General features: G+C 61.3%; 22 protein-coding genes. 11 read left to right on the forward strand and 11 right to left on the reverse strand.

All coding sequences use genetic code 11. The annotated features are described in order from the left end of the window. Window positions 1-121: 121 nt before the first annotated feature. Window positions 122-628, reverse strand: a complete 507-nt coding sequence (locus ATY75_RS01020; protein WP_088936097.1) for an HIT family protein — start codon at window positions 626-628, stop codon at window positions 122-124. 274 nt (window positions 629-902) lie between these two features. On the opposite strand from ATY75_RS01020, the gene ATY75_RS01025 reads away from it, so the two are divergent. Both ATY75_RS01025 and ATY75_RS01030 read left to right on the forward strand, forming a co-directional pair. After that, window positions 903-1,166, forward strand: a complete 264-nt coding sequence (locus ATY75_RS01025) for a hypothetical protein (RefSeq protein ID WP_064845017.1) — start codon at window positions 903-905, stop codon at window positions 1,164-1,166. A 33-nt stretch (window positions 1,167-1,199) separates the two neighbouring features. Continuing rightward, window positions 1,200-1,469: an antibiotic biosynthesis monooxygenase gene (locus ATY75_RS01030; protein WP_064844598.1), complete on the forward strand. Its 270-nt coding sequence runs from the start codon at window positions 1,200-1,202 to the stop codon at window positions 1,467-1,469. Between the two features lie 95 nt (window positions 1,470-1,564). Here the strand turns inward: ATY75_RS01030 and ATY75_RS01035 are convergent, their stop codons facing one another. From ATY75_RS01035 to ATY75_RS01050, 4 genes are all read right to left on the reverse strand, one after another. After that, window positions 1,565-1,984 carry an HD domain-containing protein gene (locus ATY75_RS01035; RefSeq protein ID WP_088936098.1) on the reverse strand — a complete coding sequence of 140 codons (420 nt, stop codon included), beginning with the start codon at window positions 1,982-1,984 and terminating at the stop codon, window positions 1,565-1,567. Window positions 1,985-1,988: 4 nt separating this feature from the next. Continuing rightward, window positions 1,989-2,318, reverse strand: coding sequence for a DUF2934 domain-containing protein (locus tag ATY75_RS01040; protein WP_065092876.1), 330 nt, complete (start codon window positions 2,316-2,318; stop codon window positions 1,989-1,991). Window positions 2,319-2,349: 31 nt separating this feature from the next. After that, a complete protein-coding gene (locus tag ATY75_RS01045) occupies window positions 2,350-2,700 on the reverse strand; it encodes a hypothetical protein (RefSeq protein ID WP_088936099.1) in 351 nt (116 codons plus the stop codon). A 117-nt stretch (window positions 2,701-2,817) separates the two neighbouring features. Beyond that, window positions 2,818-3,108, reverse strand: a complete 291-nt coding sequence (locus ATY75_RS01050) for a hypothetical protein (RefSeq protein WP_064844603.1) — start codon at window positions 3,106-3,108, stop codon at window positions 2,818-2,820. On the opposite strand from ATY75_RS01050, the gene ATY75_RS34975 reads away from it, so the two are divergent. Together ATY75_RS34975 and ATY75_RS01060 are read left to right on the forward strand one after the other, a co-directional pair. Beyond that, the gene (locus ATY75_RS34975) at window positions 3,107-3,346 is read left to right on the forward strand and encodes a hypothetical protein (RefSeq protein ID WP_245317519.1); all 240 of its coding nucleotides are present in this window, start codon (window positions 3,107-3,109) and stop codon (window positions 3,344-3,346) included. The genes ATY75_RS01050 and ATY75_RS34975 overlap by 2 nt on opposite strands. 347 nt (window positions 3,347-3,693) lie before the next feature. Next, complete coding sequence (locus ATY75_RS01060; protein WP_088936100.1) at window positions 3,694-6,732, forward strand: FAD-binding and (Fe-S)-binding domain-containing protein; 3,039 nt, start codon at window positions 3,694-3,696, stop codon at window positions 6,730-6,732. Window positions 6,733-6,820: 88 nt separating this feature from the next. Here ATY75_RS01060 and ATY75_RS01065 read toward each other — a convergent pair whose 3' ends face one another. From ATY75_RS01065 to ATY75_RS01075, 3 genes are read right to left on the reverse strand one after another with little or no spacing between them, the layout of a single operon-like run. Beyond that, entirely contained in the window at window positions 6,821-7,084 is a 264-nt protein-coding gene (locus ATY75_RS01065; RefSeq protein ID WP_088936101.1) for a DUF6522 family protein, read from the reverse strand. 40 nt (window positions 7,085-7,124) lie between these two features. After that, window positions 7,125-8,255: an HPP family protein gene (locus ATY75_RS01070; RefSeq protein ID WP_064844610.1), complete on the reverse strand. Its 1,131-nt coding sequence runs from the start codon at window positions 8,253-8,255 to the stop codon at window positions 7,125-7,127. A gap of 56 nt (window positions 8,256-8,311) precedes the next feature. Further along, entirely contained in the window at window positions 8,312-9,217 is a 906-nt protein-coding gene (locus tag ATY75_RS01075) for a LysR substrate-binding domain-containing protein (RefSeq protein ID WP_088936102.1), read from the reverse strand. Between the two features lie 256 nt (window positions 9,218-9,473). Here ATY75_RS01075 and ATY75_RS01080 point away from each other — a divergent pair, with 256 nt between their 5' ends. Beyond that, window positions 9,474-9,785 (forward strand): hypothetical protein, encoded by a 312-nt coding sequence (locus ATY75_RS01080; RefSeq protein WP_088936103.1) that lies wholly within the window; start codon window positions 9,474-9,476, stop codon window positions 9,783-9,785. A 37-nt stretch (window positions 9,786-9,822) separates the two neighbouring features. On the opposite strand, the gene ATY75_RS01085 is transcribed toward ATY75_RS01080, so the two are convergent. Next, window positions 9,823-10,044: a hypothetical protein gene (locus tag ATY75_RS01085; RefSeq protein ID WP_088936104.1), complete on the reverse strand. Its 222-nt coding sequence runs from the start codon at window positions 10,042-10,044 to the stop codon at window positions 9,823-9,825. Window positions 10,045-10,394: 350 nt separating this feature from the next. Here ATY75_RS01085 and ATY75_RS01090 point away from each other — a divergent pair, with 350 nt between their 5' ends. Continuing rightward, on the forward strand, window positions 10,395-10,595 hold the full coding sequence (locus tag ATY75_RS01090) for a hypothetical protein (RefSeq protein WP_088936243.1): 201 nt from the start codon (window positions 10,395-10,397) through the stop codon (window positions 10,593-10,595). Window positions 10,596-10,802: 207 nt separating this feature from the next. Continuing rightward, the gene (locus tag ATY75_RS01095; RefSeq protein WP_088936105.1) at window positions 10,803-11,846 is read left to right on the forward strand and encodes a tartrate dehydrogenase; all 1,044 of its coding nucleotides are present in this window, start codon (window positions 10,803-10,805) and stop codon (window positions 11,844-11,846) included. A gap of 59 nt (window positions 11,847-11,905) precedes the next feature. On the opposite strand, the gene ATY75_RS01100 is transcribed toward ATY75_RS01095, so the two are convergent. Together ATY75_RS01100 and ATY75_RS01105 are read right to left on the reverse strand one after the other, a co-directional pair. After that, the gene (locus ATY75_RS01100) at window positions 11,906-12,574 is read right to left on the reverse strand and encodes an aldolase (RefSeq protein WP_088936106.1); all 669 of its coding nucleotides are present in this window, start codon (window positions 12,572-12,574) and stop codon (window positions 11,906-11,908) included. A 16-nt stretch (window positions 12,575-12,590) separates the two neighbouring features. Beyond that, a complete protein-coding gene (locus ATY75_RS01105; protein WP_088936244.1) occupies window positions 12,591-13,589 on the reverse strand; it encodes a LacI family DNA-binding transcriptional regulator in 999 nt (332 codons plus the stop codon). A 243-nt stretch (window positions 13,590-13,832) separates the two neighbouring features. On the opposite strand from ATY75_RS01105, the gene ATY75_RS01110 reads away from it, so the two are divergent. From ATY75_RS01110 to otnK, 4 genes are all read left to right on the forward strand, one after another. Next, entirely contained in the window at window positions 13,833-15,149 is a 1,317-nt protein-coding gene (locus ATY75_RS01110) for an MFS transporter (protein ID WP_088936107.1), read from the forward strand. Window positions 15,150-15,320: 171 nt separating this feature from the next. Further along, window positions 15,321-16,259: an L-threonate dehydrogenase gene (gene ltnD / locus ATY75_RS01115; protein ID WP_088936108.1), complete on the forward strand. Its 939-nt coding sequence runs from the start codon at window positions 15,321-15,323 to the stop codon at window positions 16,257-16,259. Window positions 16,260-16,261: 2 nt separating this feature from the next. Then, the gene (gene otnI, locus ATY75_RS01120) at window positions 16,262-17,038 is read left to right on the forward strand and encodes a 2-oxo-tetronate isomerase (protein ID WP_088936109.1); all 777 of its coding nucleotides are present in this window, start codon (window positions 16,262-16,264) and stop codon (window positions 17,036-17,038) included. Window positions 17,039-17,041: 3 nt separating this feature from the next. Continuing rightward, window positions 17,042-18,322, forward strand: a complete 1,281-nt coding sequence (gene otnK, locus ATY75_RS01125) for a 3-oxo-tetronate kinase (RefSeq protein ID WP_088936110.1) — start codon at window positions 17,042-17,044, stop codon at window positions 18,320-18,322. The last annotated feature ends 247 nt before the right edge of the window (window positions 18,323-18,569 follow it).

Here is an 18,569-nt window from a genome sequence, read left to right on the forward strand (position 1 = left end):
ATGACGTCGTCCGCGCGCCAGATCAACAAAACGGCGCTTGACCTCGTCGAACAGCCCCTGTGACAACGGGCAGCGCCCCCCCAATTAAAGCGGCGGCGTCGACCCCATGTACGCCGTTCAGCTATGATCCGGTCCGTTCAGTCTCGTACGCCTCGGCAATCCGTTCCGCCAATTCTGCCATTTGATCGTCCGGTATCTGCAGAACGCCATGCTCAGCCATCAACGCGTGGTATTGCTGCTTTTCAAGCGGCACGCCCGAAGGCAAGGGAACGACGTGAAAATGTAAATGGCTATTGGCTTGCTGACTGCCGAGTGAAAGCACATAAATTCGCTCGGCATCGAACACTCTTTTGAGGGCGCGCGACAAGATGTGAACCTTCTCCTGCAATCGAAGATATTCGTCTGTCGATATATCTCGCGCCAGATCCTCGCGGTGCTCCTTCGGACTGACAAGGCAATAACCCGGAAGAGTCGGATATTTGCTCAGAAAGATGATGGTCTCATCGTCCTCGAAAATGCGATGATGAAAGCAAGTGGGGTCGTTCTTGACCAAGCCGCAGATAAAACATCGCCTTGTTTCAATGCGGCGCACATAGGCCTTGAGATCAAATGGCAGCCGTTCGATCATTGCTGAACCTTTCGTGCGCAGCTTCGATTGTCGATGGTACGTCGACTGATATTGCCATCGTACCCTAAGGTGCGTCCCGATCCTTCAGATTTGCCGAGCTTGATGTGCTTATCTTCTCACGCGCCATTAATATGTTATGATTACCAGTAGCAATCATACTAACCATTCAATTGCATAACTTAACATTCTTTCGGTGCAATATTACTTAAGTGAAATCCGGCCAATCCCGATGGTATACTCTGATTTCACTTTGGAGCCATGAGAGGAGGATGCAATGCCTACCGTAATGGTCTGTCACGACGTCAAAGACACGAAACACTGGCTCGTCTCGCCTGTTCGCAAGCAAGTACTGGAACCCGTCGGCGTCACGAATATTCGCACCTTCACAGACCCTCAAACGCCCAACCGCGTTGGCTTGGTGATGGAGGTTGCAGACATGCAAAAGTTGATGGCCTTCATGCAGACCAAGGCCGCGGCCGATGCGATGGCGAGTGATGGCGTGCTGCCGGAGACCATGATGATCCTGGTGCAATCGTAGCACACATCTCTACGGGCAACGCGGGAGGATGATATGACGACTCTATTCGTGAGGCACGAGGTCTCCGACTACGCCACCTGGCGCAAGATCTATGATGCGTTTCATCAGGTGCAAAAGGCCAATGGCGTTACGGCGGAAGCCGTCTACCGGGCCACGGACAACCCGAACGACATTACCGTAACGCACGAGTTTGCCACGCTGGAAGCGGCTCAGGCTTTCAGTAAGCTGGAAGAGCTGAAGGCAGCGATGCGCAAGGGAGGGGTACTCGGGACTCCGATCGTGTGGTTTGCCAATAAAGCGTGAAATAGCCCAACGACCGCAGCGGGCAGTGGAGGCTAAGCTGCCGCCGTCCGGCGCATGAGATGAAGGCGGCGGAGCTCGCGCTCTGCCGAGCGCCCTTACTGCACGCTCCTCAAATCGTGCAGGAGATCCAGGCCGCGCTGATATTTTTCCGTTTTCTTGCCGGCTTGTTCGGCCTGACGGAGATTATCTTCGAGGTCGGCTTGCTTGACCGGCAGGGCAAGCGGGTTTGAAGCCGCACGCTTGACGAAGTCGTCCTCCATCTCGTCCGGCCGCCGTGTCAGAGCATCGACCGCGGCGACGATCGCCGGCGGAAAGCCTTCCTCCCTCAGCCTGTCGAGCGTCCACCCGCTTGCCTTCTCGACAACGTCGTGAAGGTAGGCGACCGTTCGTATCTCGTCGCCGGAAACGAGAAGTGCTACCCGCTGGCAGTGCTCGAAGTACGGCCGGTCGGTCTTATCAGCCTGCCCTTCATGCGCTTCGAGAGCGATTTGGATGGCGTGGTCGAGATGCTGCATGGGATTACGGCCCCTCGGTCTTCCTGATCTTCCGCTGGGACGGCTTTTCGCCCGTCGTCATTTCCAAATCCGGCACGGAAGGAACCTTGGCAACCTGGCCGCGCTTTGGCGACCGCCGATCGAAATCGCCGCTCTCACCGGCGCCCTGAAGCAGCGCCGCATCATCCCTGTCGTCTTCATCGAGCAGATCCTGCAGGGTCTCATGCTCATCCTCGCCGGCCAGTTCATCGCAGGCTTGCAGCCAATGGCGCTGGTCCGCTCCATCCGGGCGGCCCTCGGCCTCCCAGATTTCGTAGGCACGGCGACGTATCTGCTCGTGCTTGTCTATAGCCATGATCTTCTCCAAGCACATTTGAATGAGCCGCTCAGGGCGTGTTGATGGTTGGAAGAAAATCCTCCACCTGTTTACGCTCATCTTTTGAAAGCGTCTCCACCCGCTCCTTCCAGAACCTCTCGGCCTCCGGCGGATCCTGATCCCATTGGCGGACTTCGGTGATGTTGTCGTCAATTTTGGACCGGCGGCGGCCACCGAGTCTGAGATATTCCGTCGCAAGTTTCAGGCTGGGGGTTTCGGTGTCGCCGCCGTCTATCACCGCGCGTGCATTGCTGCGGGCCTTCTCCAACGTCCTGCGACGATCATCCGCCGCCTGTTGTGTGTCGGCGGAGCGTGCGTCGTCAGTGCCGCTTTCCGGAGGTATAGCGGATTTGGACATCATACCGGTTATCCTTCCAACCCATCCACAGATGTTGCGATTCGATAACCCTCGCGAGTTGCAAGAGTTCCCGCCGATGGCCATGATTTGAGTGGAGGCTGGAGCCGGAGCGCCCAGCCATCAATGTACGGCCATGCTCACCATGCGATAGGGGTGCACGGCCTCGAACTGCGAGATCATCGCCGTCGCCCGCAGCAGCACGCGCTCGGCATTCTCGGGATCGTCACGGGCGAGTTCATCGGCGCTGACGCGGATTGCTTCAGCCATGTTGATGGAAAGTTCTGCAAATTGCGCATCGCCCTCAACGAGGGCCTCACGTGCCGTGTCTTCCAGTGTACGGGCGATGTCGACGAAGATCTCCTCGCGCTCCTCCACGCTCAGGTCTTTGATTATATTGGTCTTCTCTTCCATGACAGGCGCTCCGGAAAGACGTGGGAATCATCGTCTTTCATGTCGAACGCCGGAGCCGCGCTTCGGTTCCCTGGAGGGGCGAGACTCGCGCCTCGGCGCCGGCATCGTTTGCCGTGCGATCAAGGCGCTGGATAACCGAAATGCCGGAGCGGACGGCTCGTTCATCGTCGGCGAATCCGAGTTGTTTTGCTTGGCCCGCCGCAAAGCCAGCGGCGTGACGGAATTGACAAAGATCTGATCCTTAGCGCATTCCTGGGCGAAGGATTTCGTCAGGCTGACGGCGGCCGCCTTGGCGACGGCATAATGGGCGTTTTGGGGTGGGCCTTGAAAGCATCGACCAAGGTCACGTTGACGACCCGCCCCGGCGACCCCATGACGCCGCGATGCGTCGAAACGGACGAACTAAGCAGTTCCTCATTGCGATCGATCTCGGTGGCCCATGCGAGATCATGAGCTTCGCGGTCGTCACTCCGAACCCGGAAGAACCGCCAACGATGATCGCGATCTGGTTCTTCGAAGAACCACCTCGTTATTTGGCCGTGTGTCAAGTTTGGCAAAGCTCCAGGGCATTCTGAAAGTTTCGAAATGATCCCACGCCTCCAGCCCAAAGCTTCCACCCCTCTTCCGCCCGCTGGTTTCTTCCAGCAACTTATCGAGGCGGGGTTTACGGGCGATATCGAAACCGGCGCAGCCAGCCGAACCGTATTTTCAACCGACAATTCCATCTATCAGGTCGAGCCGGCCGGCATTCTTTTTCCAAGGAGCGTCGAAGACCTCCAACTGGTGGCGGCCGTGCTGTCGGAACCAGCCTTCCGGGGGACAAGCATCGCACCGCGCGGCGGCGGCACCGGCACGAACGGTCAGTCCCTGACATCGGGTGTCGTGGTTGACTGTTCGCGGCACATGACGTCCATTCTGGAAATCGATCCGGTCCGAAGGGTTGCGCGCGTCCAGGCCGGCGTCGTCAAGGATGAGCTGAACCGGGCGCTGAAGCCCTACGGTCTGTTCTTCGCGCCCGAACTCTCCACCTCCAACCGCGCCACCATCGGCGGCATGATCTCCACCGACGCCTGCGGCCAAGGTTCCTGCCTCTACGGTAAGACCAGTAACCACGTCCTCGGATTGCGTATCGTGCTTACCGACGGTTCCGACTTCTGGTCGCGCCCGCTGGACGCGGAGGCGTTCGAGGAGATCGCCGCGCGTGAGGGCCGCGTCGTTGATGTTCACAGGACGGTCGAACGGATCGCCCGGGAAAAACATGAACGCATCGCCGAAATTTTCCCGAAGCTCAACCGCTACATGACCGGCTACGACCTCGCCCATGTCAGGCGCGGCGACGGATGCTTCGACCTCAATGCCGTTCTCTGCGGCTCGGAGGGAACGCTGGCGATGATCGCCGAAGCCGAGCTCAACCTTCTGCCGATCCCCGCCCATGCGGCGCTGATCAACATCCGCTACGGCGACTTCAACACCGCCCTGGAGGATGCCCGCAGCCTGGTGGCGCTGAAGGTCGCCTCGGTGGAAACGGTCGACGAGAAAGTGCTCGGCCTCGCGAAAGGCGATATCGTCTGGACCGGCATTGCCCGCTTCTTTCCCGACGATCCGGGCAGAGCGACCAACGGCATCAACATTGCCGAAGTGCTCGCCGATGATGAAGAGGAACTCGAACGCAAGCTTGCGGAGGTGACCGCCGCCCTCGACACGGATGCGAATGCCCGCCATGCCGGCTATACGATCGCCCGGGGCCATGCCGACGCTGAAGCGATCTGGTCGATGCGCAAGCGGGCGGTCGGCCTGCTCGGAAATGTGGAAGGGCCGGTCAGGCCCGTCGCCTTCGTCGAGGATACGGCCGTGCCGCCGGAAAACCTGGCGGCGTATATTCGCGACTTCCGTGCGCTTCTCGATGGCGCGGGCCTTTCCTACGGCATGTTCGGCCATGTCGATGCCGGCGTCCTGCACGTGCGGCCAGCGCTCGACCTCACCCGCGACGACCACATTAGGCTGGTGCGCGACATCAGCGACGCCGTCGTGGCGCTCACCCGCAAATATGGCGGCGTGCTTTGGGGAGAGCACGGCAAGGGCGTGCGTTCGGAATATGTGCCGGAATTTTTCGGCGATCTTTATCCCAGCCTGCAGGAGATCAAGCGGGCTTTCGATCCTCAGAATCGGCTCAATCCCGGCAAGATCGCAACCCCTTCCGCGGAAGTGCTGACGAAGATCGACGATGTTCCGTTGCGCGGAGATATCGATCGCATCATCGGCAACGAGATCCGCTCCGCCTTCGACAACGCCGCCTATTGCAACGGCAACGGCGCCTGTTTCGATTTCGACGAAACGAGCCCGATGTGCCCCTCCTACAAGGCGACGCGCGACCGGCGCTTTTCACCCAAGGGCCGCGCCGCCCTGATGCGGGAATGGCTGAGGCTCCTTGCGGAAAAGGGCATCGATCCCCGCCAGGAGGCGGCGCGCCTGCGGCGAAGCATTCCGCTTGCCAGCCTCGCGCGGCGCGCCTTCAATTCGCTGAACCCGGCCAATCGGGACGACTTTTCCCACGAGGTGCGCGCGGCAATGGACACATGTCTCGCCTGCAAGGCCTGCGCGGGGCAATGTCCGGTGAAGGTCAGCGTTCCGGCCTTCCGCTCGAAATTCCTGGAACTCTATTATGGACGCTATCTCCGCCCGCTGAAGGATCCGCTGGTCGCGGCGATCGAAACCACCCTGCCGCTCGTCCGACGCATCCGGCCGGCCTATAACCTCATTGTCGGCACGCGCGCCGGCAGGACGATGATGCGCATGACCGGGCTGACCTCCCTGCCGCGTCTGCCGCAAATCTCGCTGGCAAGAGAAGCGGCACGCCTCGGCGTGCCGCTTGCGACCGCTCAGACAATCGAAGCCCTGTCGCGCGAGGCAAGGCAGCGCAGCGCAGTTTTCGTCGCCGATGCCTTCACCGCCCACTTCGATCCGGATGTCGCGCTCGCCGCCATCGGGCTCGCTCGAAAAATGGGACTGACGCCCTTTCTTGCTGCCTCCCATATCAATGGCAAAGCCCTGCATGTTCATGGCTATCTCGGACGCTTCGAGGCTGCAGCCAAGCAGACCGCACGTTATCTCCAGCGACTGGACGAGACAGGCGTGGCGCTCGTCGGGCTCGATCCATCGATGACGCTCGCCTTTCGCAGCGAATACAAGGGGATGTTGAAGGCGAATGTCCTGCTCCCACAGGAATGGCTGATCGCCAATCTTGACCGACTTGCAGCCTCGCCTTCCGCTGCCGAAGGCAAAAGCTTTCGGCTGATGGCCCATTGCACCGAGCGCACCAATGCGCCTGCCTCCGTCGCACAATGGCAAAAGATATTCTCAAGCCTCGGCATCGACCTTCGGGCAGCGCAAACCGGCTGTTGCGGCATGGCCGGAACCTTCGGCCACGAGGCCCGCAACCGGCCGATCTCCGAACGTCTCTACGCAATGAGCTGGAAGCCCGAGCTTGATGCGGCCGGCGAAGCCGATGTCCTCATGGCCACCGGCTATTCGTGCCGTTCTCAGGTGAAGGAAATCGACGGAAAGCGCATCCCGCATCCATTGCAGATCATCGATCGCATGATCACTCACAAGCGGCCTAACTGACCATACAGTGTTTCTGTACCTCGGGGAGAAACGGAAAACTCCAGCATGCAATCGGCGGCGAAGCATCAATGATGTCGGCCGTGCATCATCAGGCCGACTTCCCCCGAAGCACGGTCATTTGCTCGTGCTGAACCTCATTCGCATCATTCAGCACCGCGCGCCAAAGCCTGTTGCCGAGCCGAAGCGACACCCGCTTGGTGCCCTCGTGTTCAGCGGTGCCGATTTCCACGGTGCTGACGAGGGAGCCATGTCGCATATGACGACGGAGATCGGTCAGCGACAGGCCGAACCGTTCCGCAAGTTCGGATGAATCCAGGATAAAATCCCCATTCGGATCGCACTCGATCAACACCGGCTCATTTCCTCGCTGCTTGACAATCCACGACTACCGCTCAGGCCACGGCCGAGATCGGGGCGCTGTCGTTCGGCAGCAGCCGCGCCACCGCGCTTAAGAGATCGGTCTGCGATATCAGCCCGAGAATGCGGTAGTCGTCATCGACAATGATGACGGCATGCGTACGACCATCGGTCAGAACGGGCAATAGCGATAGGGCCGCATCAGAAGATCTCGCTACCGCCGGTTTTGAGATCGCGTGCGCGATGGTCTCCGCGCCTTCGGACAATTCCCGCAAGCCGACGGTGCCGATGAGACGCCCCTCCGGATCCTTCACCGGCAGCGTTCGGATATTGTGCTTCAGGAGAAGATGCCGCGCCGCAGCCGGTTCCGCAGCTTCGCCGATGGCGATCACGTCACGCGACATGATATCGGCACAGCTGATCTTGTCGTTTGAGCGGATGGCGGCTTGCAGCTCGACCTGCTGCAGCAGTCGGGCGAGATCGCCCCGGTCGATATCGAAGGTTTCATCGAGCGCTGCGAGGGCCGCATCGACATCCTCTTCGCGAAAACCCACCCGCACGGCCGACGGCATGTCGATCGTCTGATGGGTATTCTCAGCCGGCCTTGGAACCACGTGCGGATAATTCCGCTTGGAAAGCTTGTGGAACAGCAGACCAAGGCCGACGAGGATGCAGGAGTTCAAAGCGACGGGCACGAAGGGAAAAAGAAACCCCCAGCCGGCAACGACCGGACCGCCGAGCACGGCGGTGAGCGCTGCAGCTCCGCCAGGCGGATGAAGGCACCGCGTAAAGGACATCGCGCCGATGGCAAGCGAGACGCCGACGCCGGTCGCGATGATCGGGTCGCGGATGAAATAGGCGGCAATGATACCCATCAGAGCGGAAATCGTATTGCCGCCGATGATTGACCAAGGCTGCGCAAGCGGGCTCGCCGGCACCGCAAAAAGCAGCACCGCAGACGCGCCCATCGGCGCGACGATCAGGGGAAGATGCGGCCCCTGCCCGAACAGATAGCCGCTGAGGACGCCGGTGAGGCCAATGGCCAGCAAAGCGCCGAGACATGCGATCAGGCGCTCTCGTAAGGTCGCGCCGGCCAGGATCGGTGAAAACAGCCGAAAGCGGCGGAAGCGGCTCGGTCCCAACTTCGGGGAAACGGGAGATTGCATGACAAGACCAATTTGAAGCGAGGATTATCCGGCGATGAGGGAAGACGAGGGGCGGGCTAGTTCATTGCCAGTCTGGCATCCCTGCCTTTTGTCGCGCTGAGGACTTCGTGGAATGCGTTGAAAGCGCTGGGGCGATCGTTCTTGCGGTAGACCAGCAGCGTCTCCACGAGCCCCAGTTGATGGGTCTGGACGGATGTCGGCCAGTGCATGAGGTCGAGAACGGATCTCGGCATGACGCCGGCAGTATTGCCGGTCGCCACGCTCGCCAGGATCGCATGGTAGGAGCCATGCTCGCTCGTCGGCAGGGCGGTCGATTTGCGCGCCCAGTTTTCGGCGATCCGGCGATAGGTGCAGCCAGGCTCCAAAGCGGCAATCGACCCGACACGCAGGTCGGCAGCGGATTTGACCGCGGGATGCCCGGATGGCAGCACGATCAACAGGTCTTCGACAAAGGCTGGCTCCATCTCCAGCGCCTTGAGCTCGGCCTCGAAACCCGCGTCTTCCCCGCGCATCGTCTTCGGCGGGCGGGCAATCAGCGCGCAGTCGAGTGCATCGGCCACAACGGCGCGGGCGAGGTCGCGGGATGCGCCCATTGTGAGATGAAGCGACACATCAGGCCACATCCGGTTGAATTGCGTCAGCGCCGCCGGCAGCCGGCTCGCCGCCGTGCTTTCCATCGTGCCGACGCGCAATGTTCCCGACGGGGCGAGAGGCCGCACGGCCTGGCGCGCTTCGAGCGCAAGCGCCATCAGCCGGTTGGCGTAGGCCAGGAACGTCTCCCCCTCCCGCGTCAACGTCATCTTCTTGCCGTCACGGCTGAACAGGGAAACACCGAGATCGTCCTCCAACTGCCGGATGCGCGTCGTCACATTCGACGGCACCCGACCGACCGCCTTGGCAGCCTTGGTAACGCTGCGATCGCCGGCGACAGCGAGGAATATTTCGAGCGACGAAAGGTCCAATGAAAGATCTCGTTTCCGGAATTATGGAGAAAGATAATTCTCCATACAAAAATCATCGCCGCCACTCAAGTCGTATTGCGATATAATTTTCCGGCGTTAGCGAAGAGGTAACAGTTGCCGAAAAAAGCAACGCGGCGCCGAGGAAATAGCCACGGGCGGCCGATATTGCCGCCACTCAGGGGGAAAATACACCGTTTGCAGCTGGCACGGCGTTTGCAACGGCAATTCCATCCGTAGATCGATCGGCGACGACCCCATGGCGCATCTTGTCTTGACCTGTCTTCTTCTCAGCATCGCTTCCGGCCTGAGCATGCGACGCTTTCTCCTGCCCTATCTCCCGGGCGGCGATCTCGCCGAGAAGTCCGCGCCCGTGACGATTGTCGCAAGCGCCGTTTTTCTGGGGGCGCTGGCCTTTACCGTCTCCGATCAGAATCTCTGGGCGACATCCGCTATCCTGGCGCTCGGCCTGCTGCTGGCGGCCATGTTCGACGATGCCCGACCCAAACTGACGATCGCCCTCTCCGCCATCAGCCTAGCGGTCTATCTCGGCTTTCGTTCGATCAACTGAGCCATTCGGCTTTTCCAGGCGACGATCGAACACTCGCCTATTTGGCGATATCGAAGCCTCTGTCGAGATGCTGCATCCAAAGACGAAAATCATTCGTGAGCAGCGCCACATCATACCGCCACTCCGCCCGCAAAAGCTCCCAGCGATCTGCGTCTCCACTATCAAGCAAGGCATGAACCTTCTGCCTGAGATTTTCAAACGCCTCATCGGCGGGATAAGGCACGGGGCGGGGCAATGCGGGATGCAATCGGCGTTCCATCAAGCTCACTCCTCAACGATCGGCGCCCTTTGAATATATCGTATTACGATATAATTTCAAGAGGCGCTGCGAGAGCCGGTTTGAGAGCCGGCGAGGTGCTTCCTGATCTGATGGGACAGCCGTAACGCGCCGCGATCCAGCCAAGGAATTTCACGCGGCGCGGGAAAACAATCTCTATTGAAGAATGATTTTTCATTGTTATTCTTCATTGAGGAATAACTCAACTGAGGGAATCAGGGGGGGGGCCATCAAACGAGAAGAAGCGTTCCGTGAGCGGCGACAGCAGCAACCTCACCGCCTGCTTTTCGATCTCATGAACGCCTCCAAGCATGCGGAGTAGAACGATGACCATGGAGAGCAAACAGGCCGGCAAGATCTGGTCTGAATGGTATGCCTGGCATCCGGTCTTGCCGATCGACGACACCGTGTTCTGGCTTGAGACCGTCTACCGGCGGCAATCTCCGGACGGTCTTTGGCAATACCGCTCGTTCCGCCCCGAATCCGAGCGCCGGCAGGCCCTGGCCTCCAGGCCCGTCTATCCCGGCGCTTAAATCCGGCAGCCGAGGATCCCGCCCAATCGATCTCCGTCAATCCAGATTGTTCGAGAGAATGCACTGGCGATGCCGGCGCAAACCCAACAATCGACCAAATCCCGGCCGCTTTCGGCAAATAAAGTCGGAGCCCTCCTCTACAGTCATTCCCGCACGGCGCAACCCGCAGAGCCAGAATGTGCTGATCAGCCGCTGAGAGGACCTGCCATGAAGACCTATAAGATCGCCCTTTTGCCAGGAGACGGCATCGGCCGCGATGTAACGGAGGCAGCCAAGGCCGTGCTCGAAAAGGCGGCGGCACGAAACGGATTTTCGCTTGCGACGACCAGCTATCCCTGGTCCTGCGACTTCTATCTGGAGAACGGCAGCATGATGCCCAGTGATGGCATCGAAACGCTGCGCACCTTCGATGCCATTCTGCTCGGCGCTGTCGGGTGGCCTCGCAAAGTGCCCGATTCCGAGTCGCTGCACGGGCTTCTGCTGCCGATCCGCAAGGCTTTCGTGCAGTATGCCAATATCCGCCCGCACCGGCTGCTGCCGGGTGTGCAGGGCCCGTTGCGGTCGGAGAACTTCGACATCCTTTGTATCCGTGAGAATACCGAAGGCGAATATTCGGGCGCCGGCGGCCGCGTCCACCAGGGGACCGACAGCGAGGTGGCCGTAGAAACCTCGATCTTCACCCGCAAGGGCGTCGAGCGCATCCTGCGTTTCGGCTTCGAACAAGCGCGGGCGCGGCGCGGCAAGCTTGCCTCGGTGACAAAGTCCAACGCGCAGAAATATTCGATGGTTTTCTGGGACGAGATCACCGAGAGGCTGTCCGCCGACTATCCCGATGTCGAGGTGACCAGCTATCATATCGACGCCATGGCCGCCCGCATGGTCATGGCGCCGGAGAGCCTCGATGTGGTCGTCGCTTCCAACCTGTTCGGCGACATCCTGACGGACCTTGGCGCCGCCATTCAGGGTGGGCTCGGCTTTGCAGCCTCCGCCAACATCAATCCCGATCGCTCGGCGCCGTCGATGTTCGAGCCCGTCCACGGTTCCGCGCCGGATATCGCCCATCTCGGCATCGCCAATCCGATCGCCGCCATCTGGTCGGGCGCAATGATGCTGGAGCACCTGGGAGAAACGGCTGCCGCCGGAAAAGTGATGGCCGCGATCGAGGCGACGACGGCAGGCGGCATCGGCGCGAGTCCCGGCAGGGACAAGACGGACGCGATCACGGCATCGGTGTTGTCGGCGCTCGATTAGGACATGACGCCGACAAAGTGTGCGGGTTTGGCCGCCCGACCTGAACCTGTCTTGGCCGTTCAATGGTCGTCGTGGTCGTGATGCGATGGAAGGTCGAGGCCGAACGTGTCGGCCAGATCGGCCACTTGTCCCGGGCTGAGGTAACGGGGATTGAGGTTGCGCAGCAGCAGATAGAGCTTTGCCGTTTCCTCCAGTTCCTCGGTCGCAAAGACCGCCGCTTCCAGGCTGTCGCCAGCGACGACGGGTCCGTGATTGGCCAGAAGCACCGACGAATACTTGCCCGCCAGCCCGCGGATGGCATCTGCCACATCAGGATCGCCGGGACGATAATAGGGCACCAGAGCGGTTTCGCCGGCGCGCATCAGATAATAGGGGGTCATCGGCGGCAGGACGGCGCGCGGATCGATCTCCGGCAGCATCGTTAGCGCCACCGCGTGGGTGGAGTGAAGATGGACGATGGCGCGGGCGCTGCCGCGTGTATCGTAGAGGGCGGTGTGCAGCGGAATTTCCTTGGTCGGCTTGTCGCCGGAGAGCCGCCGGCCGTCCGCATCGAGCCTGGAGATCCGGGCCGGATCGAGAAAACCGAGCGAGGCGTTGGTCGGTGTCACCAGCCAGCCACCGTCTTCGAGCCGCAACGATATATTGCCCGACGAACCGGGTGTGAGCCCGCGCTCGAACAGCGAGCGGCCGTATCGGCAGATTTCTTCACGCTGGCGCGCGTCGGACATGACATTTCCTCCAAGATTACGCGGTTGCGCCTTCGATCAGTTCGAAACCGAGATCGACGGCCTGGGGCGGCGCGTTGGCGACGACCAGCTGCGCGGCGATCTGTCCGGTCGCCACACGCGGCGTTCGGATGGTCGACAAGGGCTGCGGCATTGCCCGGCCGATATCGAGGCCGTTATAGCCAAAAATGGCGAGCTTCGAGGGGATAGCGATGCTCTCGGCCAGACAGTGGAAGTAACCGCCCAGCGCCATATCGTCGTTGGAAAAATAAACCGCATCGAGATCCGCCGCCCGGGCAAGCAGACGCTCCAACCCCAGCCTGCCGTTTTCCACGGATGAAGCGCCGGCAAGAATTTCACGCGCGACGAGAGGCGCGCCGCCGGCCTCCAGCGTTTCGCAGAAACTGGAAAACCGCTTGCCGGCGCGGGCATCACGGTTGAGATCGTGACCGACATAGCCGATCCGGCGATAGCCCCGCTTCAGCAGGAATGCAGCGCTCTCCCGCCCGGCCGCGCGGTTCGAGAAACCGACCGCGATGTCGAGCGCATCTCCGTCGAGATCGAGCAGTTCCACGACCCGGCATCCGCTGGCACGCAGCATTTTCATTGTCCCTTCGGTGTGCTCGTATCCCGCCAGCATGACCGCCGCCGGCCGCCAGGCGAGCATCGCAGCAGCGAGCGCCTCCTCCTTGCCCGGATCATAGTCGGTGACCGAGAACACCGCCTGGTACCGGTTTTCCTCCAGGACGGCGCTGGCGCCGCGCAGCACATCGGGGAAGACGATATTGGACAGCGAGGGAATGACGAAGGCAACAAGACGCGAACCGGTGGAGGCCAGCGCTCCGGCGATCCGGTTCGGCACATAGCCCAACCGCTCGACGGCAGCCATCACCCGCTCCCGCGTCTTGCCGGAAAACGAACCGTGATTGCGCAGCACGCGTGACACCGTGCTCTCGCCGACACCGGCCGCGTCCGCGACCTCGGCAAGCGTTACCGTCACCTGCTGTTTGAATTCCATCTTATGTTTGAACCCGAGCTCTTTTTTTGGAATGGCTGCCGGCATATCCGCCAGCAACCCGCCGCGCTGCCACCATTTTTCACCGCTCTCGCGAAGAAGCAAGGATTTTTTGGCAGCGCTACCAATTTGCCATTGGCAGCGCTGCCAAAATAGATTATTGACAATGGCAGCGCTGCCAAAAGTGGCTTGGCGTGCTGCGGGAGGATCGACTGGAGACCGCGGCAACAATTGGAGGAGAAAATCATGACTCTACAGACGCAGGCGCCACCCATTGGCGCACATCCCGCCCGGACGGCGGAAGACCGCGCCTATGCCAAGGTGTTCTGGCGCATCGTGCCATTCCTGATGCTGTGTTACGTGGTCGCCTATCTCGATCGCGTCAATGTCGGCTTCGCCAAGCTGCAGATGTCGAGCGAACTCGGTCTGTCCGAAGCCGCCTATGGCATCGGCGCAGGAATTTTCTTCATCGGCTATTTTCTGTTCGAGGTGCCGAGCAACGTCATCATGAACAGGGTTGGCGCGCGGATGTGGATCGCCCGCATTATGGTCACCTGGGGCATCATTTCCGCCGCCTTTATGTTCACCTCGTCGGAAACCGTCTTCTATCTGCTGCGTTTCCTGCTGGGCGTTGCCGAAGCCGGATTTTTTCCCGGCATCATTCTCTATCTGACGGCGTGGTATCCGGCCGATCGCCGCGCCAGGATCATCACCACCTTCATGTCCGCGATCCCGATATCGGCGATTTTCGGCAACCCGCTTTCGGGCCTCCTGATGGACAGTTTCCACGGTACGCACGGCCTTTCCGGCTGGCAGTGGATGTTCCTGATCGAAGCCATTCCGGCCATTCTTTTCGGGATCGCCACCTTCTTCTATCTTGATGATACGATCCGAGACGCGAAATGGCTGAACGATGAGGAAAAGCGCGTGCTGACCGCCAATATCGAGGCGGAGAACCGGGTCAAGACGACAAGCCCGCACAGCATTGCGGCGACGCTGACCGACCGCCGCGTCTGGCTGATGTGCCTGATCTATTTCTGCTTCGTGCTCGGGCAATACGGCCTGAATTTCTGGATGCCTTCAATCGTGAAAGCCTCAGGCGTCAGCGGAAACTTCAATATCGGCCTGATTTCCGCTATTCCCTATATCTGCACATTCGTCGTCATGCTGGCGCTCGGGCGCTCTGCCGACAGGCTGCGCGAACGCCGCTGGCACCTCGTCATCCCGGCCGTCGTCGCTGCGGGTGGTTTTGTCGCGGCGACGATGGCGACCAGCACGGCGGTCTCGATCGCCTGCCTCTCGCTGGCGGCCGCAGGCGCCATCAGTTGCGCGCCGCTCTTCTGGTCGCTTCCGACAGCTTTTCTTGCCGGCACGGGTGCGGCGGCCGGCATTGCCTGGATCAATTCGGTCGGCAATCTTGCCGGGTTCCTCGGGCCGTTTTTGGTAGGCTATCTGAAGGACTTCACCGGCACCAACAGCGCCGGCATGTATCTGCTGGCGGCTGCCTTGATCATTGGTTCGCTGGCCGTGCTGACGGTTCCTGCGAAAACCGTCAATCGCTGAACTCGCGCATAACCCCGAAAATCGGAATCGATTTTCGGAAAGGATTATGCGCAAATTCAAAATGTTAGAGCGTCCTTAGCGCGTCTTGTAGACGCACGGCGCTCTAAAGCCCCTCCGGGATTGCACCCGGAGGGGCACAGAGTTTTTCTCACAAGACTGGAGAACCTCCTCATGTCACCGCTTGCTGAAAATTCGGGGCCTGCCGTCGTTGCTGCCGTCATCGGTCTTGGTTCCATGGGGCTCGGAATGGCCCGGTCGATGAAGCACGCCGGGCTCGATGTCGTTGGATATGACATCAGGCCGGCAGCCGTAGACCGGTTCATCGCCGATGGCGGACGTGGGGCGGCGACCCCGGCCGGCGCGGCGAAGGAGGCCGACATCGTCGTCTCCGTCGTCGTCAACGGCGCGCAGACCGAGGCCGTGTTGTTCGGGCCTGACGGCGTCGCGCAGGCGATGAAACCCGGAGCGGTGTTCATCTCGTCGGCAACCATGGATCCCGCCGTCGCCCGCGATCTGGCACAAAGGGTGGAGACACTCGGCCTGCTTTATCTCGACGCGCCGATTTCGGGTGGCGCGGCCAAGGCGGCGCGCGGCGAACTGACGATCATGGCGTCCGGCTCCAGACAGGCTTTCGCCACCGCCCGCGCGGGTCTCAACGCCATGGCCGGCAAGGTCTACGAACTCGGCGACGCCGCCGGAGCAGGCGCGGCCTTCAAGATGATCAACCAGCTTCTCGCCGGCGTGCACATCGCAGCCGCCTGCGAAGCCATAACCTTTGCCGCCAAGCAAGGCCTCGACCTCGACAAGGTCTATGAGGTGATCACCGCCTCGGCCGGCAATTCGTGGATGTTCGAAAACCGCGTGCCGCATGTGCTGGCCGGAGACTATACGCCGCTGAGCAGCATCGAGATTTTCGTCAAGGATCTCGGCATCGTTCAGGACATGGCCCGTTCCGAGCGTTATCCGGTGCCGCTCGCGGCAGCGGCGCTGCAGATGTATCTGGCCGCCGCCGGCGCCGGCATGGGCCGTGATGACGATTCCTCGCTCGCACGGCTCTATGCCCAGCTTTCCGGCGCCGAATTGCCCGGTTCCAACAAAGGGGAACGCTAGCCATGCCGGTTTTCGCCGCCAATTTGACGATGATGTTCAACGAATGGACATTCCTCGACCGCTTCGACGCCGCAGCCGACGCCGGCTTCGCCGCCGTCGAATATCTTTTTCCCTATGAAGCCGCGCCGGAGGCAATCGCCGAACGGCTTGCCCGCAATAATCTGCAGCAGGCCTTGTTCAACCTGCCGCCGGGCGACTGGGCGGCAGGCGAGCGCGGCATCGCAGCCCTTCCCGGACGCTTCGATGCGCTGAAGGCGGATGTCGAGCGGGCACTCGACTATGCGGCGGCGACCGGCGTCAGGCGGCTGCACCTGATGGCAGGCATCGCCGACCCTCATGACGAAACCGCCGCCGCCTCTTATCGGCGCTCCGTTACTTATGCTGCCGCTCGGCTTGCGGACAAAGGCATCGATCTCGTGCTCGAACCGATCAACGGCCGGAACATGCCGGGATATTTCCTCAACGACTTCGGCGCCGCCGAAAGGCTGATTGCCGAATGCGGCCTGCCCAACCTGAAACTCCAGTTCGACATCTATCATCGCCAGATCATCCATGGCGACGTCACGATGGCGTTGCGGCGCCTGCTGCCGATTACCGGCCATATCCAGATCGCCAGCGTGCCGTCCCGCAACGAGCCGGACGGGGAGGAACTGAACTATCCCTATCTGTTCGGTGAAATCGACCACCTGGGTTATGACGGGTTCATCGGCTGCGAATACGTCCCGCGCGGCCATACACTGGACGGCCTCGGCTGGTTCAGACCTTTTGCACGGAGCTAGACAATGGCTATTTTGCTCGGATCAATCGCTGACGACTATACAGGCGCGTCGGACCTCGCCAACACGCTGACGAAGAACGGTCTGCGGACGGTGCAGACGGTCGGCATCCCCGATCCGTCGCTGGCGCTGCCTGAGGTCGACGCCGTCGTCGTTTCCCTAAAGATCCGTTCCGTTCCGGCGACAGACGCCGTAACGGCTGCAACGAGCGCCGAACGATGGCTGCGCCGGCGGGGCGCGAGCCATGTGCTCTACAAGATCTGTTCGACCTTCGATTCTACCGATGCCGGCAATATCGGACCGGTGACCGAAGCATTGAGCCACGCTGCGGGCGGCGGCATCGTGCTGGTGACACCAGCCTTCCCGGAAACGGGTCGCACCGTCTATCTTGGTCATCTCTTCGTCGGCGGGCAGCCGTTGAACGAAAGCCCGCTCAAGGACCACCCGCTCAATCCGATGCACGATGCCAATCTCGTGCGGGTTCTCGCCCGGCAATCGCATGGCGCCGTCGGGCTGATCGATCTCACGGCCATCGCGGCCGGCCCCGGCGCCGTCAAAACGAGGCTCGAGGCGCTGCGCGCGGCAGGCGTCAGAGCTGCCGTCGCCGATGCGATTTTCGAGCGGGATTTGGAAACGCTCGGCGAGATCGCATTGGAAACACCGGTCTCCACCGGCGCGTCCGGGCTCGGCCTCGGCCTTGCCCGCGCGCTCGTCCGCTCCGGTCGGATATCGCCCAGTGGGACAGCGCCGGCCGATGCCATTCGGCCGGTCGGTGGGCTCTCCGCGATCGTTGCCGGCAGCTGCTCCAAGGCAACGCTGCGCCAGCTCGACGTCGCTGAACGATCGATGCCCGTGCTGCGGCTCGATCCGGAGCGGCTGCTTGCCGGTCCGGATGAGCTCGCCGCCGCGATTTCCTGGGCCGGAGACCGGATCGCCGCCGGCCCCGTGGTGGTCGCCGCAAGCGCTGCCCCCGAAACCGTGACCCGGCTGCAATCCCTTTATGGACGGGAGGCCTCCGGCCACGCGATCGAGACCGCAACGTCGATCATCGCAGCCGAACTGGTGGCAAGAGGCGTGCGGCGCCTGGTCGTCGCAGGCGGCGAAACGTCGGGAGCGGCAGTCGACAGGCTCGCCATTCCGGCCTTCTTGATCGGACCGGAGATTGCGGCCGGCGTGCCGGTGCTGCGCACGGTCGGCAATGCCCAGGGCGACATGCTTCTGGCGTTGAAATCAGGCAACTTTGGAGGCGAAGATTTCTTTGCGGCAGCGCTGGCGATGATGCACTGACCTATCTCCAGCTTGGCGGAAGTGCCGACGGAAACGGAGCCCGCCACCACCGCCGATCTCAGCGCGGCGCTTGAATGCGCAGCCTTTGACCTCGTCATCCCCCGCATTCAGCCATAACCTCCTTGTCATGCGCTGCCGCGTACTGCGCCGAAACGATAGGCAAGATCGTCGAGCGCGCTCCAAGTTACTTGAACAAAACACGAACAGTGCAGGCAGGCGCGTGGGCGAAGCAGGCCTCAGAATATCG

The sequence above is a fragment of the Rhizobium sp. N122 genome (genome assembly GCF_002211295.1).
In the GTDB taxonomy this organism is placed as follows: domain Bacteria; phylum Pseudomonadota; class Alphaproteobacteria; order Rhizobiales; family Rhizobiaceae; genus Rhizobium.